The following is a 25,371-nucleotide window of genomic DNA, read 5'->3' as shown; positions in this document are numbered from 1 at the left end:
CAATTCCGGAAATATTCAGAATTGTGTGCGTGCCAGGCACCAGAAAGGAGGGGCTGCGCTATGAACAGGCCATGGGTGGGGGTTCAATATTGGGAACATCCTATATTCATTCATTGGCCGGTACCGTATGATGGGCTACGACCGCTCGTGCCGGGTCCTTTTCAGCTGGATACGTTTCATGGCCAGGCATGGATAAGCGTGGTACTCTTTCGTTCGCCCCGAAGTCGTTTGCGATGGGGGTCAAGCTTGTTCTCTCTTGGTCCGTTCTGGCAGGTGAATGTGCGGACGTATATCCGTTTTTATGAGGAACCGGCTGTTTATTTTCTTAATGTGTACACAAACAGCAGGCTGTCGGTGTTGGGTGCCCGATGTTTGCTGTCTTTGCCTTATCAGCAAGCCTCTTTTGATACTTCCACGAGCGGGAGACGGACATCATTCAGAATGGAATCAACTGTTGGCGAGCCATCCCGACGATTTTCAGCCGATGTTTATCCGTTATCCGGCTGGTTTTCTCCAGAGAATCACTCATTGGAGAACTGGCTTACGGAACGCTACCATGTCTACATGGTCAAAGGAACGTATATTGTCAAAGCAACGATTTCCCACATGCCGTGGCGTCTTTCTGAAGCCCGGTATAACATCAAACAGAACAACGTGCTCGAGGTTACGCCCGAAATAAGCGACCCGCTGGCTCATGTTGCCTCGCCCCAAACGACCTATGTATACCCACCCAGCATAAGAGGGCGATATGTGTAGCGCGCGGATAAGTGCCAGGCACCTGAACAATTCAGAATTTATCAGGTGCCTGGCAGAGCGACCGGGCTTAGGTCGTAGCATATAGCGGGTGGGATGCCCGCCGAGTAAGAGTTAGCCACTCGCTCGTAGCAAGTTTTGGGTGGTGAAAGGCAACTTTCATCATTAAGCGTAAACAGTTAGCTAGTGGGCCGTAAACGACAGTTGAAGGGATTGAGCCCCGAAATACCCAATGAAAGGGCAGATGGTTTTGTCAGTCCAGAATGCAACATCTTGATAAGCGGTATAGGCGAGCTTATTAAGACCTTTCCGGGGTCGGTGACCACGGCACGCTAGACATGGATATGCTACGGCAACCCGGGAGGTCCTATCGGGTCTTCCTGCGGAAGCAGGGAGTATGGTTGTACAAGCGATACAAAGTGAGGAAACCAAATGTCTGATAGGAAGTCGGAGGGCTACATAGTACCGTTGAAGCCGGGTAATTCCGGTGGAGGAAAGGTAAGCCCCCTATCATTTCTTATTAGGGACACATTATCTACACACAGAGGTGGAATTATAATGGAAACAAAACTATCGAGAATAGCGGAATTAGCTAGATCTCACCCCAGGATGCAATTCACATCACTGGCGCATTTGTTGGATGAGGAGTCTTTAAAGCAATGCCACTATGAATTACCCGGCAATAAAGCTGCAGGTATTATGGGGGTTACAAAGGAAGACTACGGTGAAGAATTGAATGATAATGTCGAGAACCTCGTTCATAGAATGAAGAAGAAAAGCTATCGCCCCCAACCGGTCAGACGAACCTATATTGATAAAGCTGGTTCAAGGAAGAAACGCCCATTGGGGATACCGGAGCACGAGGATAAAATCGTGCAGCGGGGGTTGGCTAAAATTCTTAACACAATCTATGAAAATGATTTCCTCGACTGCTCCTTTGGCTTTAGACCCAAAAGAAATTGTCATGATGCCTTGAAGATTCTTAATGTCTACATTGAACAGAGGTACACGAACTACATTGTAGATGTAGATATTAAAGGATTCTTTGACAATGTGGATCATGATTGGATGCTGGCATTTCTGGAACATCGAATTAAAGATCCCAGTATACTGAGGCTCGTAGCCAGATTCTTAAAGGCCGGATACATGGAGGAAACCAAGCGATATAAGGAGGAGTTTGGCACACCACAGGGTGGTGTTGTCTCGCCTATTCTGGCAAATGTTTATCTCCATTATGTCCTGGACTTATGGTTTGAGCGTAAAGTACGTAAAGAATGTAAAGGACAAGCGTACCTCGTCCGCTATGCGGACGATTTTGTGTGCTGTTTTCAATATCAGCAGGACGCGTATAAGTTCTTTGAAGGCCTCAAACAGAGATTGGCGAAATTTAACCTTGAAGTTGCAGAGGACAAGACGAACATTATTCCCTTTGGCAGATTTGCGGAAAAGAACAGTAGGCGGAATGGAAATAGGAAACCCCCGACGTTTAATTTTCTGGGTTTCACGCATTACTGCAGCCAAAGTCAGAAAGGCAAGTTCAGAGTTAAACGGAAAACTGACAACAAGAAGATGAGAGCGAAGTTGCGTCAAACTAAGAAATGGCTAAAAGAAAACAGAACCGAAGGTGCCGAATTTATCATGGATAGAATTCGAAAGTCACTTATAGGATACTATAATTATTATTGTATTACAGACAATTCGCCAACGGTTGATTTGTTTCGTGACAATATAAGAACGTTACTCTTTAAATGGCTCAATCGAAGAAGCCAGAAGAAGTCTTTTACATGGGAGAAATTCGTTTTATTTCTAAAGAAATTTCCACTTCCAAGACCAACTGTGAAAGTGAATATATACCAACTTAGAGATCATATTAGTTACATTCTGTGAAGATGATAGGTGGAGCCGTGTGCGGGAAAACCGCTCGCATGGTTCTGAGAGGGGAGTGATACACAATCAGCCGTTAGGCTGAGAGGTTCACTCCTACTTGACCATACACAATTCAGAATTGTGTGCGTGCCAGGCACCTTCTAGTCAAAAACATAGCGATCGCGTCCGGCGAGTGAGCCGAAGATAATGACTAATATCGCCGCTGTAATCACTGTCGTAAGTGGGATGGTCCAGGAGCCTGAAACATCATATAAATAACCAATGAACACCGGTCCGATTGCGGCCAATAAATACCCGAACGATTGGGCCATTCCAGATAACACAGAAGCGTCTTTTCCATTACGTGCGCGTATCCCTAAGAATGTTAAGGCTAACGGGAACATACCACCCAGACCTGCGCCAATCAATACAACACTGGCAACCATAACAACGTATGAATGACCGAATAACAACCCACTGTATCCGATGACATCGCAGAAGACCAGTACCCAGACCAATCCCCATTGTGATCGAAATTTTCCCGCAAGCACGGGCATGAGAAAACTGAACGGTAAGCCGATGACCTGCATAAACGACAGCATCCATCCGCCTGTTGCCATTGAGACGCCATAATCATGCAGTATTTCCGGCAGCCAGGAAATGGTTATATAAAATAAAAACGATTGAAAGCCCATAAATAATGATAGCTGCCAGGCTAAGGGCGATTTCCAAATTTGATTATTGGGCGATGTTTTCCCGCTTGAATGGTGTTGGTCCGTTTGTTGGCTTTTACTGCTGAGATAAATCCACATAAAAATCCCGATGAACGCTGGTACGGTCCAAACCAATAATGCCACTTCCCATCCCAATCCGATTCCTTCAGCTATAGGTATGCTTAAACCGGAAGCAATGGCAGCCATTGCGTTCATTGCCATTGAATAGAAACCGGTCATCAACCCCGACTTTTCCGGGAAATAGTCTTTAATCGTAGCAGGAAGAAGGACATTACCAAACGCGATCCCGATGCCGACAAGAAATGTTCCTATATATAATAATGGAATAGAGGAAATGGAGCGCATACCGATACCAAAAGCTAATAAGATCAATCCAATTAACAAAGCCCGTTCATTCGAATAACGACTTCCGATCTTTGGTGCCATAGGCGAAAGTGCCGCGAATGCGAGAAGGGGCAAACTTGTAATAATGCCAGCACCGCTATTGGAAAGGTCCAAATCATCACGTATAAGGCCAATGACCGGACCGACCGATGTAATGGCTGGACGTAAATTAAACGCTGTAATAATAATAGCTGCATATAGTAGAAAACGATATAACCGTTTGGTTGTATCATTGCTTGCTGTATTAGCATCCATAGTGAATCTCCATTCTTTTGAAGGTGGTGCCCTATCAGGTGCCAGGCACTTGGGTTTGATGATATCCATTATAATGATTATGATGCATATAATCAAAAATAACCATTGTTCATGATGCGAAGATGGTCTTGTGGAGAGGAAACTTCTGCAGGGGTTTTTTTGTGGAATAACTGAATTCCCATGCCGTTTGACCGAATACGGGCGAAATCCGACTGAATCCATGCGTCGTGCGACTGAAATATTCCGTAAACCAGCCGAATTGAGTGAGTTCCCAGCACATACGCGTGTGCCTGGTGCATCTCTTAAATTATACAGGTAGACGTTATCGCAAGGGGTATTCGTAACCTGTCGTCATTTCAATTCGTCTAACCTTGTAAGAGGCTACGATCGTGTAGGAGGTACGATCAATGAAAAGGATGGTCCTGTTAATTAATGGGGTGTGGTTCCGGTTCATTTCAAAGTGGAAAAGGCGGGTGAGAATGATGAAAAATTTGTTATTCATTTTGATAGTCATTTTCTCGATGGGAATGGTGCTGTTGCTGACAAGTTGCGATGATATAAAGAGAACAGATAAATTGAGCCAGAACAACCAAATCGACCATCATGTTGTGGAAAAGGATAATGGTGTGAATGTGACAATGAAAGCACTTTATAATGATGACAAAATGACAATCGTATTAGACAATAACGGTTCACAATCATTGCATTTTGGCACACCTTATTATGTGGAAAAGCAAAAAAACGATAAGTGGTACCAGACTGAATTCACATACGAAAAAGGTTTTAATGATATAGACATTACATTAAAATCTGGAAAAAAGTATACCCAAAAGGTGGAATTAACAATGCCTGATGGCCATTATCGAGTGATTAAACAACTATCTTCTGCTCCGCTCGGGGACGATGATATTACGATCGGGGACACATTTACCGTTGGTGATTAGTCTTGTTTATAATAATTCAGGATTGTGTTCGTGCCAGTCACTGAAGCCAAGAAGGATTTAAATTTAAGGGTATTACACTATATAATGTCACTTGCGGCAGCGTTTATTTTTTATACCATTCGAAACGTTCCGATAGTCGAATAAGAGGTCAGGTAATAGAATAAGCGAGAACATTGTTTGTGAGGGGGTTCCATGACATATTTATTGAGGATTGGTTCATTGATTTTGATGGTTTCGGCACTTGTTGCATGTTCTAATGGGCAAGATACCCCAAATACTCCGAATGGATATGCTGATTTGGTTTCTAATGAAGAAGGAAAATATAATCTTTTAATCGTATTAAATACAAGCGGCGGTTTCGAGAATCCAGAGTTCTTGCAAGAACACAACCAAGATATGGGACAGGTCATAAATCATAGTTATTACAGAGGATTGAATGAAATCGAAGAAAATCGAGAAGAATTGGATATCCACTCAGAACCTTATTTTGTATTTTTTGATACGAACAGTATTGCTTTTCAAACAGGACGTTCTCAAGAAGCAGAGAAATTTCTGGTGGACGCTATAAAAGAACAGGGAAATAACCAACCGGAGTAAACCCCAACGTATAAAAATAAAACACCTAGAAAGAGAAGTTGTCATAAGGCTTTCATGGGTGGTGGCTCACTCCCTTTTCAAGGAGTGTTGCCTTATGACAGTATTTCAAATACGTTTACTGATGATCACATTTGCGTCATTAGTCGTGTCGATACGGTCAAACACAAAAAAATAACCACCCTGTGAGCCTAGCGGGCATTTAGGGTGATTATTTTGAACCTGAAAATGTGAGCCGCCCGCTTGAAGGGCTGTTAAGAGTCGTCTTCGTCAATGTCATCGATAGGGATATAGTTAAATATCTCGCCGGATTTCGTCAGTCGTGTGAGTTTATCCATCCATTTGTAGTAGCGTTTGGCATTTTCAAGCTGTTCGTAGTCCTGTCTGGCTCTTGCTTGCAATGCTTCGTCGTCGTCATTATTGTCGATAACCTCATTCAGTTGTTTTTGAGCGATTTGGATGCTTTCCAAATACATAATTGATTCCCGCTCCCATTTCATACCAAAGAAGCGAGAGAAGTAATTAAAGAAATTTTTCTCAGCGACAAATAAATCTTTTTTTGTGCCCTTTTGCCAGACTTTTTTAACGATATTGATATCCTGAAGTTTTCGAATGGATGTACTCATGCTGGGTTTACTCATCCCCAGTTCATCTTTCATTTCATCCAGCGTCATTGGTCGTTGTTTAAAATAAAGGATGCCATATAAACGGCCAACCGATGGGGTGACGCCATAAAGATCCATGGTTTCGGATATGGTATTGATCATCATGTTTTCAACCTGGTCGACTTTTTCCAAACCATCTGTATTATTAAACTGATCTTGATTGCTGTCCATCACGGCACCTCTTTTCGAGGAAAATAAAGGCATATCATTTATTAAATTCGTTTATAATGAGTTTAACATGTCCTTTTACATTATAATAAATGTAACAGACATGTCAATGGAGGCCTCCATCTTAAAAACGATGAGAGTGGGACGGTCTTTACATTCTCATAAAAAAGCTAGCTGGATCCCTGAGTCGTAAAAGCGATACAAACCCAAGGGTAAACAGCTAGCGATAAGTCTATGAAAACATATGACGGCCATTACTATGTTTGTTTTTTATTCCATCCATTCGTCAACGACATCCTGGTTGTTGTCGATCCATTTTTTCGCCCCTTTAACAGGGTTATCTTCGTGTTCTTGGACGGATACCATTAAATCGCCAAGTTCATCATCGGTTAATTCCCAATTGCTCATCCATTGATAGACGTCTTCATAGTCGGATTGAAAACCGTCACGGCTGGCCATATAAATTTTTTCCGTTTCGCCGTATGTTTTTTGAGGATCATCCAGAAACTTCAAATCAACTTTGGAAAAAATGTCATGAGGTTTCCATAATGGCGCCACGACAGGCTCTTCATTTTCGACCTTTTCTTGAATGGTGGCAATCATAGCGGCCTCGCTGCTTTCGATTAAATTATAATCAAGATCGTAGTCGTTAATGACATCTTTCGTTTTCTTCATTGTGCCTGCTCCAGGCTCAAATCCTGTTATTTCACTATCAAACTTACCTTTGTTGGCATTTAAATCTTCAATGCTATTAATATCTTCCATATATTCAGGAACAGCTAATCCTACGATGCCTTTGCGATACCACGGTTCATCCTCAAAATTGGCCTCGTCTTTATACTCCTCATAGTAACTCTTATCCTGGACGGGCAGCCATACTTCAGGGGCTATATCCAAATCGCCATCCGATATGGAAGCCATTTGCGGTCCCATTTCCATCAGTTTTAAATTAACGTCATAGCCTTTATCTTCCAAAATGGCTTTCCACATGTTGGTAACTGCAATATTTTCCGGCCAATTAATTTGTCCAATAACAATGGTGTCTTTATCTTCAGCAGACGCTTCATTGGAACCATTCGTTTCACCACTTGAATCACTTTCACTACAAGCTGCGAGGACTAGGAGTACCATTGTAGTTATGATCAATAGACTTCGTTTTAAAAAACTCATGAGTGTATCGTCACCTTTCTTTATAAGATTTAATAAACGTTGTATTGAAGACGATCAAGACCTTTTCATAATGTATTATCATTCATTTGCATATATGGATCCCTCCCTTTTATTTTATTAAATACGATTAATGTATTTAATTTTTTTTAAATAGATATTGTACTTAATATAATAATAAACTATATTTTTTGTCAAATCTAAATTTTGAACCTTAATTTTTTATCTCGGACACCAATTTTGACATTCATTGTGTTTTGCTGCTAAAGTAAAGTTATTAATACAGTTAAATAATTATTTAATAAATTAAATAAAACGATCTGCCTAAAGGGAGTGGTGGCTTGAATTTACAAAAGATGCTAATTAATGGCGAGTGGGTCCATGCTCAATCTGAAGAGACACGAGATATTATTAATCCTTATAATCAAGAGGTTATTGCAACGGCGGTTGAAGGGAATGAACAGGATACGCGTGCCGCTATTCAAGCAGCACGAGAGGCGTTTGACGACGGTATCTGGTCTGCATTGCCTGCCAATGAACGAGGGGAATATGTGTATCAAATTGGTTTATTGATCCGCCGCGATTTACAAGAATTGGCTGAATTAGAAACGTGGGACACTGGCAAAACACTTCAGGAAAGCAAGGAAGATATGGACGATATCGCTAATGTTTTTCTCTATTTTGGTGGCTTAGCGGATAAAGATGGCGGTGATAAGATTCCATCACCGATGCCTGATTCAGAAAGTAAAGTGGTACGAGAGCCTGTCGGTGTGTGTGGACAAATCACACCATGGAATTATCCATTATTACAAGCGTCCTGGAAAATTGCACCGGCATTAGCTGCGGGCAATACCATCATTATGAAACCTAGTGAGATCACCCCATTAACAACAGTAAAAGTGTTTGAACTCATCGAAGAGGCCGGTATTCCTGAAGGCGTGGCTAATTTGGTGCTGGGAGCCGGAGCGACAGCGGGTGCCGAACTATCTGAGAATCGTGATATTGATTTAATTTCTTTCACCGGAGGCATCGAGACCGGGAAAACCATTATGCAAGCAGCGAGTCATAATGTGAAAAAAATTGCTCTCGAGCTCGGTGGGAAGAATCCGAATATCGTATTTGCGGATGCGGATTTTACAACCGCGGTCGATCAGGCATTGAATGCGGTGTTTTTCCACGCCGGCCAAGTTTGTTCAGCGGGTGCTCGATTATTAGTCGAGGAGTCGATTCATGATGAATTCGTTAATGCACTCACCGAACGGACGAAGCGGATCAAACTAGGCAATGGATTTGATGACGATACACAAAGCGGTCCACTGATTTCAAGCGAACACCGTGATAAGGTGGAAAAATATGTTGACATCGGGAAACAAGAAGGGGCGACACTCGTTACTGGCGGCAAGCGTCCGGATGACCCTGAATTACAAGATGGCTTTTTCTATCTGCCTACCATTTTCACCAACTGTACAAGCGATATGCGCATTGTCCAAGAAGAAGTATTTGGTCCGGTATTAACGGTTGAAACGTTTCAATCACAAGAAGACGCTATTAAATTAGCGAATGATACGATTTATGGCTTAGCCGGTGCTGTTTGGACCCAGGATGTGGCAAAAGCTGAATTTGTCGCCGAACGTCTGCGTCTGGGCACCGTTTGGATCAATGACTTTCATCCGTATTTTGCCCAAGCTCCGTGGGGCGGTTATAAGCAATCCGGGATTGGCCGCGAGTTAGGCCGAGAAGGTATGGAAGAATATACGGAAGTGAAGCATATTTACCGTAATAAAAAGCCTGAACCATTTTATTGGTTTAAATAACGTTGTAAAAAAGCCGGTGATGTAAACGAAACGATCGCCGGTTACATTTTTATATAAAAGGCTGTCCGGACGGTTAATGCAGCTTACAAAGAGGTGATAATCAATGGGTGGTTTTGTGTATCTTATGTTAGGAATTGTGACAGAAGTGGTAGGGACAGCTGCCCTGAAAGCAAGCCATGGATTCAGCCAATTGTGGCCATCGCTCATGGTCGTTCTGGGCTATGGCCTTTCGTTTTATTTTTTAGGCTTGTCTTTAAAAACCATTCCATTAGGTATTGGGTATGCCGTGTGGTCCGGGGTAGGAACGGCATTTACAGTGATCATTGGCGTAATTGTTTGGCATGAAACGATGTCGGTAGCCAATATCTTAGGTATCGTGTGCATTATTGCAGGCGTGATTCTTTTAAATGTCAATCTCGTGAAAGCTTAAATAAATCGGACTGTTGCTATTTCAGATAATGTTTTTGACGGTTTACAAGGATAATAGAACCATGTTATATTAAAATTGTTTCACTTATTAAATATATATTTAATAATTTAAACTAAGTTATTAAAACGATCGGATATGTTTTTTAATGCCATAAGCATTTTCGGGGGAGGTTTTTTACATGAATCATGAAACATACGACTATGTCATTGTTGGCGGTGGCAGTGCTGGCTCTGTCCTTGCTAACCGTCTTACGATGGATAAAGATAAACGTGTGCTTGTTCTTGAAGCGGGCCGCAGTGACTATGCGTGGGATTTACTTATTCAAATGCCAGCAGCGTTAATGTTTCCGTCAGGCAATCCGTTTTATGACTGGATATATAAGACAGATCCCGAGCCGTACATGAATGGACGTCACGTCGACCATGCCCGCGGAAAAGTACTTGGGGGATCCAGCTCGATTAATGGTATGATTTATCAGCGTGGCAACCCTCTGGATTTTGAACGATGGGCTTCTGATAAAGGGATGGAAGATTGGGATTATGCCCATTGCCTGCCGTATTTCAAACGACTGGAAACAACAACTGGAGCCGATTCTTCTGATGAATATCGTGGTCATCATGGCCCAATGAAATTAAAACGGGGTCCGGCGACGAATCCGTTATTTCAAGCCTTTTTTGATGCAGCTGTTGAGGCCGGCTATTCGAGAACACCTGATGTCAACGGATTTCGTCAGGAAGGTTTTGGCCCTTTTGACAGTCATGTCCATAATGGCCGGCGGATGTCCGCGTCACGTGCCTATTTGCATCCGATCAAGCATCGTAGAAATTTAAAGATTGAAACACGTGCATTTGTAACCGGTATTGATTTTAACGGAACACAGGCAGAAGGTGTGACCTATCAAAAAAATAATAAAACGTATAACGTACAGGCTGGAGAAGTGATTCTTGCCGGCGGTGCGTTTAACACGCCACAATTACTGCAATTGTCGGGCGTCGGGGAAGCCGATCATTTACGGTCTCTTGGCATTGATCCGATTGTGGATTTGCCGGGGGTTGGTGAGAATCTTGAGGATCATCTTGAAGTCTATATTCAGCATGCGACCCCGGAGCCTGTTTCTGAGCAGCCCAGTCTTAATAAAGCCAAGATGCCTTGGATCGGTCTGCAATGGCTGTTGGGAAGAACGGGTCCTGCGTCATCCAATCATTTTGAAGGCGGTGGATTTGTCCGCTCAAACGATGAGGTGGATTATCCGAATCTCATGTTCCACTTTCTACCGCTTGCGGTTCGGTATGACGGGCAAAAAGCCGAAACCGACCATGGCTTTCAAGTCCATGTCGGCCCGATGTACTCGAATTCACGGGGAAGTGTTAAGATCCGTTCAACCAACCCTTTCGAGCATCCAAGCATTATCTGTAACTATCTATCTACTGAAAAGGATCGACGTGAATGGGTTGAGGCTGTACGTGTCTCAAGAGAGATTCTGAATCAGCCATCATTACAAGCCTATAGTTCAGGCGAAATATCACCTGGACCATCTGTTCAAACCGATGAAGACATTTTAGAATGGGTAGCCAACGACGCTGAAACAGCCCTTCATCCATCCTGCACAGCTAAAATGGGGGATGCCTCTGATCCGATGGCCGTCGTTGACCCGAAAACGATGAAAGTTCATGGGCTTAGAAATGTGCGTGTGGTTGATGCTTCGGCAATGCCTTATACAACCAATGGAAACATTCATGCTCCGGTATTGATGCTTGCTGAAAAAGCAGCCGACATTATCCGTGGCCAAAGACCGATGAAGCCTTTGTATAAAGACTATTACCGTCATGGCGTTCATCCAACAGATGCCGGAACCGTTTAAAACTAATTGTTAAACGAATGATGATTTGAACGGCTGGATTGACGAGATATCCATTAAAGTGCCAGGCACATGCACAATTCAGAATTGTGTGCGTGCCTGGCAGAGCGACCGGGCTTAGGTCGTAACATATAGTGGGTGGGATGCCCGCCGAGTAAGAGTTAGCCACTCGCTCGTAGCAAGTTTTGGATGATGGAAGGTAACTTCCATCATTAAGCGTAAACTGTTAGCTAGTGGGCCGTAAACGACGGTTGAAGGGATTGAGCCCCGAAATACTCAATGAAAGGGCAGATGGTTTTGCCAGTCCAGAATGCAACATCTTGATAAGTGAAATAGGCGAGCTTATTAAGACCTTTCCGGGGTCGGTGACCACGGCACGCTAGACATGGATATGTTACGGCAACCCGGGAGGTCCTATCGGGTCTTCCTGCGGAAGCAGGGAGTATGGCGTACAAGCGATACAAAGTGAGGAAACCAAATGTCTGATAGGAAGTCGGAGGGCTACATAGTACCGTTGAAGCCGGGTAATTCCGGTGGAGGAAAGGTAAGCCCCCTATCATTTCTTATTAGGGACACATTATCTACACACAGAGGTGGAATTATAATGGAAACAAAACTATCGAGAATAGCGGAATTAGCTAGATCTCACCCCAGGATGCAATTCACATCACTGGCGCATTTGTTGGATGAGGAGTCTTTAAAGCAATGCCACTATGAATTACCCGGCAATAAAGCTGCAGGTATTATGGGGGTTACAAAGGAAGACTACGGTGAAGAATTGAATGATAATGTCGAGAACCTCGTTCATAGAATGAAGAAGAAAAGCTATCGCCCCCAACCGGTCAGACGAACCTATATTGATAAAGCTGGTTCAAGGAAGAAACGCCCATTGGGGATACCGGAGCACGAGGATAAAATCGTGCAGCGGGGGTTGGCTAAAATTCTTAACACAATCTATGAAAATGATTTCCTCGACTGCTCCTTTGGCTTTAGACCCAAAAGAAATTGTCATGATGCCTTGAAGATTCTTAATGTCTACATTGAACAGAGGTACACGAACTACATTGTAGATGTAGATATTAAAGGATTCTTTGACAATGTGGATCATGATTGGATGCTGGCATTTCTGGAACATCGAATTAAAGATCCCAGTATACTGAGGCTCGTAGCCAGATTCTTAAAGGCCGGATACATGGAGGAAACCAAGCGATATAAGGAGGAGTTTGGCACACCACAGGGTGGTGTTGTCTCGCCTATTCTGGCAAATGTTTATCTCCATTATGTCCTGGACTTATGGTTTGAGCGTAAAGTACGTAAAGAATGTAAAGGACAAGCGTACCTCGTCCGCTATGCGGACGATTTTGTGTGCTGTTTTCAATATCAGCAGGACGCGTATAAGTTCTTTGAAGGCCTCAAACAGAGATTGGCGAAATTTAACCTTGAAGTTGCAGAGGACAAGACGAACATTATTCCCTTTGGCAGATTTGCGGAAAAGAACAGTAGGCGGAATGGAAATAGGAAACCCCCGACGTTTAATTTTCTGGGTTTCACGCATTACTGCAGCCAAAGTCAGAAAGGCAAGTTCAGAGTTAAACGGAAAACTGACAACAAGAAGATGAGAGCGAAGTTGCGTCAAACTAAGAAATGGCTAAAAGAAAACAGAACCGAAGGTGCCGAATTTATCATGGATAGAATTCGAAAGTCACTTATAGGATACTATAATTATTATTGTATTACAGACAATTCGCCAACGGTTGATTTGTTTCGTGACAATATAAGAACGTTACTCTTTAAATGGCTCAATCGAAGAAGCCAGAAGAAGTCTTTTACATGGGAGAAATTCGTTTTATTTCTAAAGAAATTTCCACTTCCAAGACCAACTGTGAAAGTGAATATATACCAACTTAGAGATCATATTAGTTACATTCTGTGAAGATGATAGGTGGAGCCGTGTGCGGGAAAACCGCTCGCATGGTTCTGAGAGGGGAGTGATACACAATCAGCCGTTAGGCTGAGAGGTTCACTCCTACTTGACCTTTGTTTACTTTATGCCTTTTTTCCATTCATTCACAAGGTCCTGATGTTCTTTCACAAATTCTTTTCCTGCTTTTTCCGGGTCGGTGCCCTTTCTAATATTGACCATGACTTCGTTCATCTCGTCATATGTCCAGTCAAATTGCTTTAAAATTTTGTAGGCCGCCGGTGAGTCCTCTTTTAAGCCTTTTCGTGATGTTGTCCAGATGCTGTCTGGATCCCCGTATATATTCTTTGGATCTTTTAACATTTTCAAATCATACTTGCCAAAAGCGTAATGCGGTTTCCATAAGGTCGTGATCACGGGTTTCTTTTGGTCTACCTTATTGCCCAGAGTGGCGACCATAGCTGAATCCGAACTTGTCTGTACTTCCCATTTGTCTAAGCCGTATTTTTTCACCGCTCGTTTGGTGAGTTCAACATTGCCGGAGCCGGGGTCATTACCTGTGATTGTCCAATCCGTCCCTTTACCGACTTCTTCGTTGCCTTTGAGATCGCCAATGGAATCTATGTCCATATATGTAGGAACATATAGACCAATTGGGGCTGTGTCAATGTTTTTATTCAGTTTTACCAGATCGTCTTTGTGTTCATCCCAAAGATGGACAGCGTTGTTCGGAAGCCATGTACACATCATCGCATCGGCGTCTTTTTCAGCAATTGACGAAAACATCGCGCCTTTACCGACTTGTTTAATCGTAACGTTATAGCCTACATCTTCTAAAGTTGCTTTCATCACATTCGTACCGGCCACACAACCAGCCCAGGCAACATAAGGGATAGTAATGTCTTTGTCACCGAGATTTGCACTGCTTCCACTGTTTTCACCGCTATCGGCATCACCGTTCTCGGCATTGCTATCGTTGCTATTTGTACCACAGGCAGATAATACGAGGCTGAACAATATAACAAATGCCAAGGATACGATAGACATGTTTCTTTTTCGATACATTGTTTCTCAACTCCTTATAGCGAATGTTTTAATCTAACAAGTAGGTTGTTCATAGATGCTGACCGTAAAATTCTCTTTTCAGGTGTTCGCCGGCTCGTTTAAACGAGATACTGAACGTGGCTTGGGGCACATGTTGACGACCATGCGGTGATATGAGTCGGTGACGCCGATAATATAACTCTATTAAACTTTCAACTCATATCATCGTTATCATAACATTGAATCAAATATTGTCAACAACTCAACAAAGTGCCAGGCACCCACAAAATTCAGAAAAAACAAAGTGCCAGGCACCCACACAATTCAGAATTGTATAGGTGCCCGGCACTTATTCAATCAGCCATTCGCGGGCTGCTTCGGTGTTGTCTGGGGTGAAAAAGTCTACTTTAATGCCTGGGATGAGATTTTCCAGCTTAGCGTCCGCCTTGATCCAGGTTTGGTCTGTAATCACTGCAACATTTTTAATGCTTCTTAAATACTTGATCATTTTCAGATCTTCCACAAGTCCTTTCAGTGTAACACCTTCCAAGTTTTCAAACGTAATCAGCAAATGAACCGGTTCTTGTTCAGTGATTTTTTGTTTGAGTGTTTCCTCGAATGTTTCAATATCGGTTTTGCTTATTTTGTCCTTCATGACCATTTCGATAATCGGGCTGCCTTTTTGACTGGTTACGTTGATCATCCTTACCACACCCTTTCTGTGTATTGATCCATAAATACTATTCCTCAGTGTCTAAGACATCAAACATAGCGCCAGGCACCCAAACAATTCAGAATTGTACCGGTGCCAGGCACTTACAGGGTTTCCGGGTGACAGTCATTTTCTAAAACTTTGGCCCAGCGGATGAGGTGTCGTTCTTTCCATTTCCCGCTGATAAGTTGAACGCTGACAGGGATGTCATTGGCGAAACCGACCGGTAAGGATATGGCGGGGTGGCCTGTTATATTAAAATAGGACACGTAGCGGGTCATGCAATCAAAAATCGGTTCTTTCCCGTCGTTAAAATGGACTATTTCTTGACCTATTGGTTTCGGTTGCGCTGGCATGGTCGGTGTTATTATCGCATCCACGTGTTCCAGCAATGCATCACAGGCCGCCGTCATGTCGTGTTTTCGCTTCAGTGCGTGCAAGTACTCTGACGCAGAAATGGTTGTGCTGGCTTTCATCACATGACGGACATCGTCACCGTAATCATCCATTTGTTGCATACGATTACGGTGTTCATAGCCGCCCTCTGAAGCTGCCAATGTAAAACTTCGGAGAGCGGCTTCATTGGCAAACGGGATTTCAACGTCAACGAGGTGCGCACCGAGCTGTTCCAATGTTTTTAATGTCGATTGGTAGCCATCCAGTACATCTGCTTCAATTTTTTCATTAAAGACGTTGATGGGGACACCGATTTTAACGCCACGTAAATCTTCAGCTTTTGAATCGATGACAGAATAATTGTTTCCTGTCAACGCTTCCATCATGACCATTAAATCCGACATCGTTCGCGTGATAGGGCCGGGGTGGTCCAGGGATGGCGATATTAAGGTTATGCCTTGCTGTGGGAGCAGGCCCTGTGTCGGTTTCAACCCGATCAGACCGCAACTGGCAGCAGGAATCCGCACCGAGCCGCCCGTATCGGACCCTAAAGACGCAACGCTTGCCCCCGCCAGAACGGCAGCGGCTGATCCACCGCTGGAACCGCCAGCAGTCAATGCTTTGTTCCACGGATTTTTGACCGGACCGTAAAATGGGTTGTTGCTTGTAATGCCAAACGCAAACTCGTGCATGTTGGTTTTTCCGATCATAACGCCGCCGGATTGGTTCATCGCTTCGACAATGTCTGCATGTTGTTCCGGAATAACATCGTGATCAATTTTTGACCCACTTGTCGAAGGAACGCCTTTCGTGTGGATATTGTCCTTGTAGGAAAGCGGCACTCCTTCCAAGCGCCCAGCATCGCCTAATTGCCACTTTTTCTCAGAAATAGCTGCCTGTTGCAGTGCGACATCCTCGGTTATCGAAATAAACGCGTTTAGATCACTCGTTTGTTTGGCCTTTTCAATATAGTGTTGTGTTATCTCGACCGGAGAGAATTGCTTTTTCTCATACCCTTTCAATAACGATTGAATGGAATACAAAAGACGTTCCCCCTTATGGTTCCTGACCCGGTTTTATAATCCATTCTATCATACCGACAAAGTGCCAGGCACCGAAACAATTCAGAATAGATCTAGTGCCAGGCACCAAAATAATTCTGAATTGTGCGGGTGCCTGGCACTCCAACACTTTCAATTGACAATATTTCACAGTGTTACTATACTATTATCGATAGTTTGCGAGTTTTGTCGATAAATGGTAAAAAATCGTTTTAGTAAGGGAGGAAAAACCAGTGACTAACAATGGTTCTGATAATAATAATGACAACCAGAATCAACATGATCAAGATGGTAGTCATACCGATGTTTCAAGACGGAAATTTCTTAAAAACTCCGGTTACGCGGCAGGAGGTGTCGTCGGAGGCACGCTCTTAGGCGGATTGATCGGCAATCCTTTTGAAACACAACAAGCAACCAGCACAGGTGATGACACATCTCAAAAACATTTGCAACAAGCGCGTACATTTTTCAGCCGCAGTGATGATTTTAAAACACTAGCAGCTGCAACTGAACGCATATACCCTCAGGATGATAATGGGCCGGGCGCTATTGAACTAGGCGTGCCCTACTTTATTGACAAACAACTGGCTGGATTCTGGGGGTCCAACAGCAAAGATTACATGCACCCTCCTTTTAAACCACAGGCATCGGATACGCACGGATTGCAAACAAAACTCAACCGCGGAGAAATGTTTTTATTCGGGCTGAGGCGGATGCAGGAGGTCAGTCAGGAAAAACATAATAAATCGTTTTTTGACCTTGATGGGGAGACACAGGATGCGATTCTCGAAACGTTTGAATCAGACGATGTTAATGTCAAAGGAATGAAAGCCGATACTTTCTTTGAACTCCTCAGACAAACCACATTAGAAGGCGTTTATTCAGACCCGGCATATGGTGGCAATAAAGATATGCAAGGCTGGAAAATGATCGAGTACCCAGGTCCTCGCATGGGTTGGGGAAACGACATCGAATCAGAGAAATTTTTATCAAAACAACCGAAAAGCTTGCGAGCGTATCAAGGGGGCGGTCTATAAATGGCTAAGAAACTGGATAAAGTGGATGTTGTTATCGTGGGTGTCGGCTGGTCAGGAGGTATTATAAGCGCCGAAATGGCCAAAGCCGGAAAAAAGGTGGTTGCACTGGAGCGTGGTGACCATAAGGAAAGAAGTGACTACATTGGTGTAAAAGACGAGCTTCGTTTTGATAATCGCTATCAGATTATGCAAAATCTATCAGGCGAAACCATTACGTCACGAAATAATCTCGATGAAACAGCATTGCCGGTGCGAACAAGAACGAATATGCAGGTTGGAACGGATTTGGGCGGCGGCAGTGTCCATTGGGCCGGGGCTACGTATCGCTATTGGCCTTATGAATTTGAAATCCGCAGTAAAACAATAGAGCGTTACGGAAAAGATAAAATCCCCGAAGACATGAATTTGCAGGATTGGGGCATTACATATGAGGAAATGGAAACGTATTATGACAAATGGGAAAAAACAGCCGGTATCTCCGGCGAACAGGATCCATTGGCCCCTGAACGGAAGAACGAATGGCCCAATCCACCGCTCAAGGAAACCCCTTCTTTAAAGCTGTTTAAGGATTCAGCGAAAAATTTGGGTCTGCATCCTTTTCAAATTGCTGCGGGTAATATGAGCCAACAATATGAAAATCCGGACGGGGAGACACTTAATGCCTGTATGTACTGCTCATTCTGTACACGAAACGGCTGTGACTTCGGTGCCAAATCGGATCCGCTTGCGACCGTTATTCCCACAGCTTTAAAACATGATAACTATGAGCTCAGAACACATGCATACGTTCGACGCGTTCTATATGATGACAACAGCGGCAAGGCCAAAGGTGTCATGTATGTGGACGAAAAAACCGGCGAAGAATTCGAACAACCAGCCGATGTTGTCGTTCTGTCTGGTTTTGCGTTTACAAATAATCGTCTGTTAATGTTATCGAATATAGGCAAACAGTATGACCCGAAAACGAGAGAGGGCGTCATTGGCCGTAACTTTAATGGCCAGTATAATTCAGCATTCAATGGGGCAAAAGGGTTTTTCGAGAATAAAAAATTCAACCTGTATATGGGTGCCGGCGCACTCGGCGCAGCGGTCAATGATTATGCTGCTGATAATTTCGACCATTCTGATCTGGACTTTATCGGTGGAGGTGCAATCGAACTCAGACAATATGGCTTTGGTGCGATCGCAAGCAGCGAGAACGTTCCCAAGGATACGCCGCGCTGGGGCAAGAAATTTAAAAACGATTCGTTGCACTACGCGTACAGAACCTTGCAAATTTGGTATACTGCAATAACGATGTCTTATTGGCATAATTATTTGGACCTCGATCCAACCTATAAAGATGAATACGGTGATCCACTGCTGCGTGCGACGTACAAGTTTGGCGATCAGGAAAGAAATATAGCTAAATTCGGCGTGGAAAAATGCCATGAAATCATGGAGGAAATGGGCGCTGATATTATTGAAGATGATGAAGTACCGGAAGAATTCAACCATAGCTTTACCGGCGGCCATTACACCGGGGGCGTCGTGATGGGCGACGATCCAAATACATCGGCTGTCAATAACTACTTGCAAATGTGGGACGTGGACAATCTGTTCGTTGTAGGCGGATCAGCATTTCCACAATTTGGCGGCCACCATCCGACACCGACCATCGGCGCCTTAGCCTATCGTGCCGCAGAAGGCATTGAAAAGTATATGAATGACGGCGGTCAATTGGCAGAACCTAAAACGTCATAAAAAGTGCCAGGCACCAAAACAATTCTGAATTGTGTGGGTGCCTGGCACTTATAATTTTTAAAAAGCAGCTGTGGTCATACCAAAAAAGAGCGATGCCGCAATTAACGCAACAGATCCCTGCATTCCCCGCAAGGAGAGATTCCCTTTTTGAAACGTTAACCAACTCTTTTCCAGCTTTGGAATAGACCGGAAATTCCATATCAAGATGGCCAGCGTCAGAATAGCATAGATGAAATACGTCAGACGCCAATGCGGTGTCAACAGTATGGCACCTACTCCTGAAAGAACAATCCCGAAGCTTGTTCCGGAGTTGATCCATGTATTGGCTTTTCCTTGACTATCTTCCTTAATCCAAAGCGAAATAGCTGCACCATAAGGCGGGGAAGCAAATCCGGTACTGCCCCCGGCCAACAGCACACCCAGGACAAGCCCCCATACGTGGGGTGTGACGCTGATTAACATCATGCCGACAAACGCTGATAGACCGGCCAGCAAAATCATGCCTCTTGGCCCTTTTCGCGCTGTTAAAACGGTGGAGACAACAATGGTAAAACAATAGGCAACATAAAATAATGATGAGACCATACCTGAGATTGACTCCGACATATTAAGAGATGTGGACATATCAGGCAAAAGCAAGCCAAAACTGAACCTCGCCAAACCATACGTCACAGCAATCATAGTGACACCCGGCATCACCAGTTTTGAAAATCGCATAATATCCCTCCTGACATCCAATATTAGATAGAACGTCCTTTCTATTTTAAAACCAAAAAAATTACGATGTCTGTCGGACAAGTATCCGCGCCATCGCAATGGAATGGTCTGTCGCTTTCTCGGCACCGATCAGTGTCGTCATGGATGTCGTGCCTTCGAGAAGAAGCGTGAATTGGTCGGCTAAATCTTTGACGTTGGTTTTGCCTTTCTTCTGCGCCAACTGTTGAAAGTATCGGCGAAGTTTTGATTTATGCCCTCGGGCAATCGTTTCAATCTCGTTATCCATTCCCGCGTAATCTTCAATCGCCCGCAAAAACATATCACCTTTATAGGACAACTCGTTCAACCAGCGTCCATGTGCTTCCACAGCAAGTATGAACGGCGAATCCGAATCCATTTCCACATGCGCATCCAAATACGACCAATAGCGTTCTTCCCGTTGTTTGAGCACTTCTTCCACTAAATTATCCTTCGACGAAAAATGATTATACAACGTCATCGTCGCGACATTGGCTTCACTGATAATTTGTTTTAAACCGACCCCCCGGAATCCATGTTCATAAAATAGGTGTTCAGCCACTTCAAGCAAAGTTTCTTTTTTGACAGATCGGCTCATGAGTTTATTCTCCTTTTAAGGTAGATAGAACGACCTTTATAGTTAAAATAACAGGCGATTATCAGAACGTCAAGAACGATTGAAAACCACAACAAAGTGCCAGGCACCCAAACAATTCTGAATTGTGCGAGTGCCAGGCACTTATCACCGCTAAACGGAATATTCAGAGATATGAATATTATTTTGGAATATATGCAAGTAATAATGTTTTCTTTTGGTTTTATAACGTTATATCTATGTTTATTGCTATAAATTGGTAAATTTGCCATTTGAAGTAAACTACTAGGTCTATTAAAATTTATATTGTTGCATTGTTGACAAAACAGGTTCGTACGACTGCTTGTCATTTAATTGTGTCACCTTTTGAATATTCATGAGTATTTTTAGCAAGACGACAATATTAATTCAACGATATCAACAACGATGAAGACGTGTGGACGAGTTGAATTCTAGAGATGTAGCTAAAACGTCAAGGACACTATGGATTAATAGATAAGAAGCAACTGGTCTGCAGGATAGGTGCTTTCCCAATTTAATAGAAAGGTTGGATTATATGAATGGTTTTCCTGATATAACATTTAATTTTGGGGATTATATTGAATCATTTGTAAATTATTTAAACACGACGTTGAGTGCGCTTTTTGATTTTATCTTTATGGTTTCATCTAATTTTATTAACGGTATTGAAAGTTTTTTGATTAGCATGCCATGGTGGCTCATCATTGTGTTTATTGTACTACTGGGCTGGTATTTCAAATCACTGTCAGCAGGTATTCTTTACGGTCTATTTATGTTTTTGGTCGGTACGTTCGAATTATGGGAAGATATGATGACGACCATTGCGGTTGTTATGACGGCAGTTATTATTTCATTGGCACTCGGTATTCCGTTTGGAGTATGGATGTCTTTCAGCAAACTTTTTTCATTTGTTATGCGGCCGGTTCTCGATGCGATGCAGACCATGCCGACGTTCGTTTATCTGATTCCTGCTATCTTTTTCTTCGGTTTAGGTAACGTTTCCGCTATTTTTGCAACATTAATTTATGCCATTCCTCCCGTTATTAGGCTTACGGAATTAGCCATCAGGGGTGTTGACAAGGAAGTCATCGAATCAGCTGAATCATTCGGTTCATCCAGGTGGCAAATGCTATTTAAAATTCAGCTCCCACAGGCGCTTCCCACGATTATGGCAGGTGTGAACCAGACAACGATGATGGCCCTGGCTATGGTCGTTATTGCATCGATGGTTGGCGCACAGGGACTGGGAGAACAAGTCTTAGTTTCGATTAATCAGATTGATATAGCGCTTGGTGCTGAAGCTGGTATCAGTATTGTGTTTCTTGCCATTATTATTGACCGTGTCTTCGGTGGCTTGGCAAATAAATTTCAAAAGCATAGGAGGGTAAGTTAATGGCTGAAAAAATAAAACTCGAACATGTCTCCAAGATTTTTGGACACAAGCCGAAGTCGGTAATCCCCCAAGTAAAAAATGGCATGTCGAAAGAAGACATACTGGCTGAGACAGGTCATACTGTTGGTGTTTATGATGCGTCAATGGCGATTGCGGAAGGTGAAATCTTTGTCATTATGGGACTTTCCGGAAGCGGTAAATCAACGCTTATCCGGTGCTTCAACTTACTGAACAAGCCGACGGACGGGTCCATTTTCATTGATGGACAAGATATTGTTAAATCCAGCCGTGGACAATTGAAAGATGTTCGACAGAAAAAAATGGCCATGGTATTTCAACATTTTGGCCTTTTCAATCATCGGACCATTATGGCGAACGTTGAGTATGGCCTGGAAGTACGTCAAATTTCAAAAGAAGAACGGCGTGACATTGCCCAAAAGAATATTGAAAACGTTGGTCTGAAAGGTTATGAAAATAAATTTCCAGATGAATTATCCGGTGGTATGCAACAACGTGTTGGTCTGGCACGCGCACTTGCCAATGATCCGGACATCCTGTTAATGGACGAACCTTTCAGTGCACTGGATCCGCTAATCCGACGCGAAATGCAGCTGGAACTCCTGGATATTCAGGAACGATTGCAGAAGACGATTATCTTTATCACACATGATGTCAACGAAGCATTTAAACTCGGCGACCGGGTGGCTGTCATGAAAGATGGAAAAGTCAATCAGATCGGGACGCCGGAGGAAATTATCGAACATCCTGCAAATGATTATATATCCGACTTCATTCGGGATATCGATCGATCAAAAGTGTTTCAAGCGGAGAACATCATGATCAAACCAAATGCGCTCGTTTCCATGAAAGATGGATTGCAGGTTGCTCGTAAGGAAATGGAGGAAAATGGAATTTCCAGTGTTTTTGTCATTGATCGCAGCCGCCATGTGAAAGGCATTGTCACCATTGATGATGCGATCAAAGGGATTAAAGAAAAGGAAACACTGCCGGATGTGATGCGTACGGCTATTACGATTGTGCGCAACGACGAATATGTGAATGATCTGATTACGAAATCACTCGAGTCACGTTTTCCGCTGGCCGTCGTGAATGAAGAAGAAAAATTGGTTGGCTTTATTTTGCGTGTCCATGTTCTGTCAGGGTTGGCATCGAATGACGTTGATGAAACCGAAGAATATGACGGATAAACCATTCGAATAACCTCTCATTTCGTTAACACTTGAAGTGGGGTGTCTGTGTGAACACTAGCGTAATAGCAGCTCCACTAAAAAAAGAACCAAAAACAAGAGGAGGCGTTTTTGTTGAAACAAAAATCGTTATTATTTATCGGAGTTTTATTACTAACCGCCATGACGATTCTTGGCGGATGTAGCGGTGAGTCATCCGGTGGTGACAAAAAAGAACCGATTATTTTTGCGGATGAGAGTTGGGCTAGCCTTCGTTTCCATAATGAAATTGCCGGGACCATCATTGAAAAAGGGTATGGTTATGAGACTGAGCATCGGAAAGGCTCCGCGGCTGCCATATTAACCGCGCTCCGTGAAGGCGATATTGATGTCCATATGGAACTATGGAAGAAAAATAATCAAGAAGCATATAATGAGGGAATTGAAAGCGGCGATTATGTTAAACTGTCGGTCAACTTTGATGATAACTTTCAGGGCTTGTATGTGCCTACATATGTCATTGAGGGGGATCCGGAAAGAGGAATCGAACCGATGGCACCGGATTTAGAGTATATTACGGATTTAGCTGACTATAAAGATTTATTTCAAGACCCGGAAAATAAAGACAAAGGCCGCATTATCGGAGCTATTCCAGGATGGGAAGTCAGTGAGTTGACATTCCAAACATTGAAAGAATATGGGCTGGACGAACAGTATAATTATTTCCGTCCAGGTTCCGAAGCAGCAATTAATGCGTCGCTGGCCGATGCGTATAAAAATGGTGAACCGTGGGTCGGCTATAACTATGAACCAAACTGGGTTATGGGTGAATACGAAATGACGCCATTACGTGAAAAGAAAGACACGCCATTATCGGGTGTTGCAGAACAGGATGTCGAGATTGTTTCGCACAAAAGCCTGCCCGAACGAGCACCTAAGGTCACTGAATTTCTCAAAAACTATCAAACGTCCAGTAAAGTAGCGAATGAAGCACTCAACTATATGCAAAATAAAGATGCATCAGCTCATGAAGCAGCCATCAAATTTCTAAATGAAAAAGAATCGCTTTGGACGGAATGGGTACCCGAAGACGTAGCTTCTAAAGTGAAAGAAGGACTTTGATGCGTTGACGAGAGAGCTATCTCAGTGTTCATCTTTCAATTTAAAAAGTCTCGCGGAATGGCGGGGCTTTTTATTTTCGTTACCTTACCCAATTTTTCTTTTATGTCAGTGAACGGGGGAGATGAACTGATCACTTTTGGTAGTTGATCACAATGGGAATGAGTTGGTGTTCGCGCGTTGGATGTCATCTACGTTTAAACGCTCGATATTTGTGGGATATTATGTAAAAACAGCCTTGCAAAACAGTGATTCTTGGCATATAATAAAACTAGAAGACATAATACTAAAAAGAACCCCGACAGTGGCATGTCGGAGTTCTGGTGAGTTGCGCCGCGTGATGTTGCGGTGGAGCGGCAGGAGTAATCCCCAACCAGTCCATTTTCACAGGGTGGGGATTACTTTTTTATGATCAAAACAATGAATGTCACGACAGCCATGAGCAGAGACCCAAAGCTGATCATGAGCATTAGCGTTTGATATACCGTAATCATGTGCGGCATCACCTCCCACCTCATTGTGACATGACCATGTCAACCAACGAGCAGCAAAGGATCCACCGCCCCATCCTGCTTATGCAACCCAACGCTATTGTAACAAAATTATCTATTATTTTGTGGTTTTAAAAGAAAGATTGATTGTCGACGGCTGACGAATGCAGAAAGACCATTCAATTAGCCTAGGAACAAAGTTTTATGCCGGATAGATTTGCAATCCGATAAATAAGAAGACCACAGCAACACCAAAGAAAACCACAACTAATGGAAATATAATG

General features: G+C 43.3%; 22 protein-coding genes. 13 read left to right on the top strand and 9 right to left on the bottom strand.

Translation table 11 applies throughout. The features are described 5' to 3' along the window. The first annotated feature begins 60 nt into the window (after positions 1 to 60). Positions 61 to 756 (top strand): DUF2071 domain-containing protein, encoded by a 696-nt coding sequence (locus ACZ5Q7_RS01365; protein WP_343751647.1) that lies wholly within the window; start codon positions 61 to 63, stop codon positions 754 to 756. 429 nt (positions 757 to 1,185) lie between these two features. After that, on the top strand, positions 1,186 to 2,640 hold the full coding sequence (ltrA, locus tag ACZ5Q7_RS01360; RefSeq protein WP_464432767.1) for a group II intron reverse transcriptase/maturase: 1,455 nt from the start codon (positions 1,186 to 1,188) through the stop codon (positions 2,638 to 2,640). A 140-nt stretch (positions 2,641 to 2,780) separates the two neighbouring features. On the opposite strand, the gene ACZ5Q7_RS01355 is transcribed toward ltrA (ACZ5Q7_RS01360), so the two are convergent. Continuing rightward, the gene (locus ACZ5Q7_RS01355) at positions 2,781 to 3,992 is read right to left on the bottom strand and encodes a CynX/NimT family MFS transporter (protein ID WP_343751986.1); all 1,212 of its coding nucleotides are present in this window, start codon (positions 3,990 to 3,992) and stop codon (positions 2,781 to 2,783) included. Positions 3,993 to 4,399: 407 nt separating this feature from the next. On the opposite strand from ACZ5Q7_RS01355, the gene ACZ5Q7_RS01350 reads away from it, so the two are divergent. Beyond that, positions 4,400 to 4,936 (top strand): immunoglobulin-like domain-containing protein, encoded by a 537-nt coding sequence (locus tag ACZ5Q7_RS01350; protein ID WP_343751987.1) that lies wholly within the window; start codon positions 4,400 to 4,402, stop codon positions 4,934 to 4,936. 192 nt (positions 4,937 to 5,128) lie between these two features. Next, the gene (locus tag ACZ5Q7_RS01345; protein ID WP_343751988.1) at positions 5,129 to 5,533 is read left to right on the top strand and encodes a hypothetical protein; all 405 of its coding nucleotides are present in this window, start codon (positions 5,129 to 5,131) and stop codon (positions 5,531 to 5,533) included. 251 nt (positions 5,534 to 5,784) lie between these two features. Here the strand turns inward: ACZ5Q7_RS01345 and cudC are convergent, their stop codons facing one another. Both cudC and ACZ5Q7_RS01335 read right to left on the bottom strand, forming a co-directional pair. Continuing rightward, positions 5,785 to 6,366, bottom strand: a complete 582-nt coding sequence (gene cudC / locus ACZ5Q7_RS01340) for a choline uptake/conversion transcriptional regulator CudC (protein WP_343751990.1) — start codon at positions 6,364 to 6,366, stop codon at positions 5,785 to 5,787. A gap of 267 nt (positions 6,367 to 6,633) precedes the next feature. Next, complete coding sequence (locus ACZ5Q7_RS01335; protein WP_343751991.1) at positions 6,634 to 7,533, bottom strand: glycine betaine ABC transporter substrate-binding protein; 900 nt, start codon at positions 7,531 to 7,533, stop codon at positions 6,634 to 6,636. A gap of 353 nt (positions 7,534 to 7,886) precedes the next feature. On the opposite strand from ACZ5Q7_RS01335, the gene betB reads away from it, so the two are divergent. The 4 genes from betB to ltrA (ACZ5Q7_RS01315) all read left to right on the top strand — a co-directional run bounded on the left by betB (position 7,887) and on the right by ltrA (ACZ5Q7_RS01315) (position 13,565). Then, the gene (betB, locus tag ACZ5Q7_RS01330) at positions 7,887 to 9,344 is read left to right on the top strand and encodes a betaine-aldehyde dehydrogenase (RefSeq protein ID WP_343751994.1); all 1,458 of its coding nucleotides are present in this window, start codon (positions 7,887 to 7,889) and stop codon (positions 9,342 to 9,344) included. 103 nt (positions 9,345 to 9,447) lie between these two features. Further along, on the top strand, positions 9,448 to 9,774 hold the full coding sequence (locus ACZ5Q7_RS01325) for a DMT family transporter (RefSeq protein ID WP_343751992.1): 327 nt from the start codon (positions 9,448 to 9,450) through the stop codon (positions 9,772 to 9,774). A 178-nt stretch (positions 9,775 to 9,952) separates the two neighbouring features. Continuing rightward, positions 9,953 to 11,635 (top strand): choline dehydrogenase, encoded by a 1,683-nt coding sequence (gene betA, locus ACZ5Q7_RS01320; protein ID WP_343751993.1) that lies wholly within the window; start codon positions 9,953 to 9,955, stop codon positions 11,633 to 11,635. A 475-nt stretch (positions 11,636 to 12,110) separates the two neighbouring features. Further along, a complete protein-coding gene (gene ltrA / locus ACZ5Q7_RS01315) occupies positions 12,111 to 13,565 on the top strand; it encodes a group II intron reverse transcriptase/maturase (protein WP_464432767.1) in 1,455 nt (484 codons plus the stop codon). Between the two features lie 108 nt (positions 13,566 to 13,673). On the opposite strand, the gene ACZ5Q7_RS01310 is transcribed toward ltrA (ACZ5Q7_RS01315), so the two are convergent. The 3 genes from ACZ5Q7_RS01310 to ACZ5Q7_RS01300 all read right to left on the bottom strand — a co-directional run bounded on the left by ACZ5Q7_RS01310 (position 13,674) and on the right by ACZ5Q7_RS01300 (position 16,748). Beyond that, the gene (locus ACZ5Q7_RS01310) at positions 13,674 to 14,618 is read right to left on the bottom strand and encodes a glycine betaine ABC transporter substrate-binding protein (RefSeq protein ID WP_343752577.1); all 945 of its coding nucleotides are present in this window, start codon (positions 14,616 to 14,618) and stop codon (positions 13,674 to 13,676) included. A 328-nt stretch (positions 14,619 to 14,946) separates the two neighbouring features. After that, on the bottom strand, positions 14,947 to 15,300 hold the full coding sequence (locus ACZ5Q7_RS01305; protein WP_343752576.1) for a SpoIIAA family protein: 354 nt from the start codon (positions 15,298 to 15,300) through the stop codon (positions 14,947 to 14,949). 113 nt (positions 15,301 to 15,413) lie between these two features. Further along, the gene (locus ACZ5Q7_RS01300) at positions 15,414 to 16,748 is read right to left on the bottom strand and encodes an amidase (RefSeq protein WP_343752575.1); all 1,335 of its coding nucleotides are present in this window, start codon (positions 16,746 to 16,748) and stop codon (positions 15,414 to 15,416) included. 251 nt (positions 16,749 to 16,999) lie between these two features. Here ACZ5Q7_RS01300 and ACZ5Q7_RS01295 point away from each other — a divergent pair, with 251 nt between their 5' ends. Next, positions 17,000 to 17,803 (top strand): gluconate 2-dehydrogenase subunit 3 family protein, encoded by an 804-nt coding sequence (locus ACZ5Q7_RS01295; RefSeq protein ID WP_343752574.1) that lies wholly within the window; start codon positions 17,000 to 17,002, stop codon positions 17,801 to 17,803. After that, positions 17,804 to 19,546 (top strand): GMC family oxidoreductase, encoded by a 1,743-nt coding sequence (locus tag ACZ5Q7_RS01290; protein WP_343752573.1) that lies wholly within the window; start codon positions 17,804 to 17,806, stop codon positions 19,544 to 19,546. Between the two features lie 57 nt (positions 19,547 to 19,603). On the opposite strand, the gene ACZ5Q7_RS01285 is transcribed toward ACZ5Q7_RS01290, so the two are convergent. Both ACZ5Q7_RS01285 and ACZ5Q7_RS01280 read right to left on the bottom strand, forming a co-directional pair. After that, a complete protein-coding gene (locus tag ACZ5Q7_RS01285) occupies positions 19,604 to 20,263 on the bottom strand; it encodes an MFS transporter (protein WP_343752572.1) in 660 nt (219 codons plus the stop codon). 61 nt (positions 20,264 to 20,324) lie between these two features. Continuing rightward, positions 20,325 to 20,879, bottom strand: a complete 555-nt coding sequence (locus ACZ5Q7_RS01280; protein WP_343752571.1) for a TetR/AcrR family transcriptional regulator — start codon at positions 20,877 to 20,879, stop codon at positions 20,325 to 20,327. Positions 20,880 to 21,432: 553 nt separating this feature from the next. Here ACZ5Q7_RS01280 and ACZ5Q7_RS01275 point away from each other — a divergent pair. From ACZ5Q7_RS01275 to ACZ5Q7_RS01265, 3 genes are all read left to right on the top strand, one after another. Then, positions 21,433 to 22,290: an ABC transporter permease gene (locus ACZ5Q7_RS01275; protein ID WP_343752570.1), complete on the top strand. Its 858-nt coding sequence runs from the start codon at positions 21,433 to 21,435 to the stop codon at positions 22,288 to 22,290. Then, a complete protein-coding gene (locus tag ACZ5Q7_RS01270) occupies positions 22,290 to 23,498 on the top strand; it encodes a quaternary amine ABC transporter ATP-binding protein (RefSeq protein ID WP_343752569.1) in 1,209 nt (402 codons plus the stop codon). Before ACZ5Q7_RS01275 ends, ACZ5Q7_RS01270 begins: the two co-directional genes overlap by 1 nt. 114 nt (positions 23,499 to 23,612) lie before the next feature. Beyond that, positions 23,613 to 24,599: an ABC transporter substrate-binding protein gene (locus ACZ5Q7_RS01265; RefSeq protein ID WP_343752568.1), complete on the top strand. Its 987-nt coding sequence runs from the start codon at positions 23,613 to 23,615 to the stop codon at positions 24,597 to 24,599. A 395-nt stretch (positions 24,600 to 24,994) separates the two neighbouring features. Here ACZ5Q7_RS01265 and ACZ5Q7_RS01260 read toward each other — a convergent pair whose 3' ends face one another. Next, the gene (locus ACZ5Q7_RS01260) at positions 24,995 to 25,060 is read right to left on the bottom strand and encodes a hypothetical protein (protein ID WP_464433193.1); all 66 of its coding nucleotides are present in this window, start codon (positions 25,058 to 25,060) and stop codon (positions 24,995 to 24,997) included. Between the last annotated feature and the right edge of the window lie 311 nt (positions 25,061 to 25,371).

It is taken from the genome of Lentibacillus halophilus (assembly GCF_055395055.1).
This window is presented reverse-complemented; position numbering and strand designations above follow the sequence as displayed.

Bases quoted from the DNA above. Each gene is read 5' to 3' on its own strand.
- ACZ5Q7_RS01365 (WP_343751647.1), top strand. From the start codon at position 61: ATGAACAGGCCATGGGTGGGGGTTCAATATTGGGAACATCCTATATTC.
- ltrA (WP_464432767.1), top strand. From the start codon at position 1,186: ATGTCTGATAGGAAGTCGGAGGGCTACATAGTACCGTTGAAGCCGGGT.
- ltrA (WP_464432767.1), top strand. From the start codon at position 12,111: ATGTCTGATAGGAAGTCGGAGGGCTACATAGTACCGTTGAAGCCGGGT.
- betB (WP_343751994.1), top strand. From the start codon at position 7,887: ATGCTAATTAATGGCGAGTGGGTCCATGCTCAATCTGAAGAGACACGA.
- ACZ5Q7_RS01270 (WP_343752569.1), top strand. From the start codon at position 22,290: ATGGCTGAAAAAATAAAACTCGAACATGTCTCCAAGATTTTTGGACAC.
- ACZ5Q7_RS01305 (WP_343752576.1), bottom strand. From the start codon at position 15,300: ATGATCAACGTAACCAGTCAAAAAGGCAGCCCGATTATCGAAATGGTC.
- ACZ5Q7_RS01285 (WP_343752572.1), bottom strand. From the start codon at position 20,263: ATGCGATTTTCAAAACTGGTGATGCCGGGTGTCACTATGATTGCTGTG.
- ACZ5Q7_RS01350 (WP_343751987.1), top strand. From the start codon at position 4,400: ATGAAAAGGATGGTCCTGTTAATTAATGGGGTGTGGTTCCGGTTCATT.
- betA (WP_343751993.1), top strand. From the start codon at position 9,953: ATGAATCATGAAACATACGACTATGTCATTGTTGGCGGTGGCAGTGCT.
- ACZ5Q7_RS01335 (WP_343751991.1), bottom strand. From the start codon at position 7,533: ATGAGTTTTTTAAAACGAAGTCTATTGATCATAACTACAATGGTACTC.
- ACZ5Q7_RS01325 (WP_343751992.1), top strand. From the start codon at position 9,448: ATGGGTGGTTTTGTGTATCTTATGTTAGGAATTGTGACAGAAGTGGTA.
- ACZ5Q7_RS01355 (WP_343751986.1), bottom strand. From the start codon at position 3,992: ATGGATGCTAATACAGCAAGCAATGATACAACCAAACGGTTATATCGT.
- ACZ5Q7_RS01275 (WP_343752570.1), top strand. From the start codon at position 21,433: ATGAATGGTTTTCCTGATATAACATTTAATTTTGGGGATTATATTGAA.
- ACZ5Q7_RS01280 (WP_343752571.1), bottom strand. From the start codon at position 20,879: ATGAGCCGATCTGTCAAAAAAGAAACTTTGCTTGAAGTGGCTGAACAC.
- ACZ5Q7_RS01290 (WP_343752573.1), top strand. From the start codon at position 17,804: ATGGCTAAGAAACTGGATAAAGTGGATGTTGTTATCGTGGGTGTCGGC.
- cudC (WP_343751990.1), bottom strand. From the start codon at position 6,366: ATGGACAGCAATCAAGATCAGTTTAATAATACAGATGGTTTGGAAAAA.
- ACZ5Q7_RS01345 (WP_343751988.1), top strand. From the start codon at position 5,129: ATGACATATTTATTGAGGATTGGTTCATTGATTTTGATGGTTTCGGCA.
- ACZ5Q7_RS01310 (WP_343752577.1), bottom strand. From the start codon at position 14,618: ATGTATCGAAAAAGAAACATGTCTATCGTATCCTTGGCATTTGTTATA.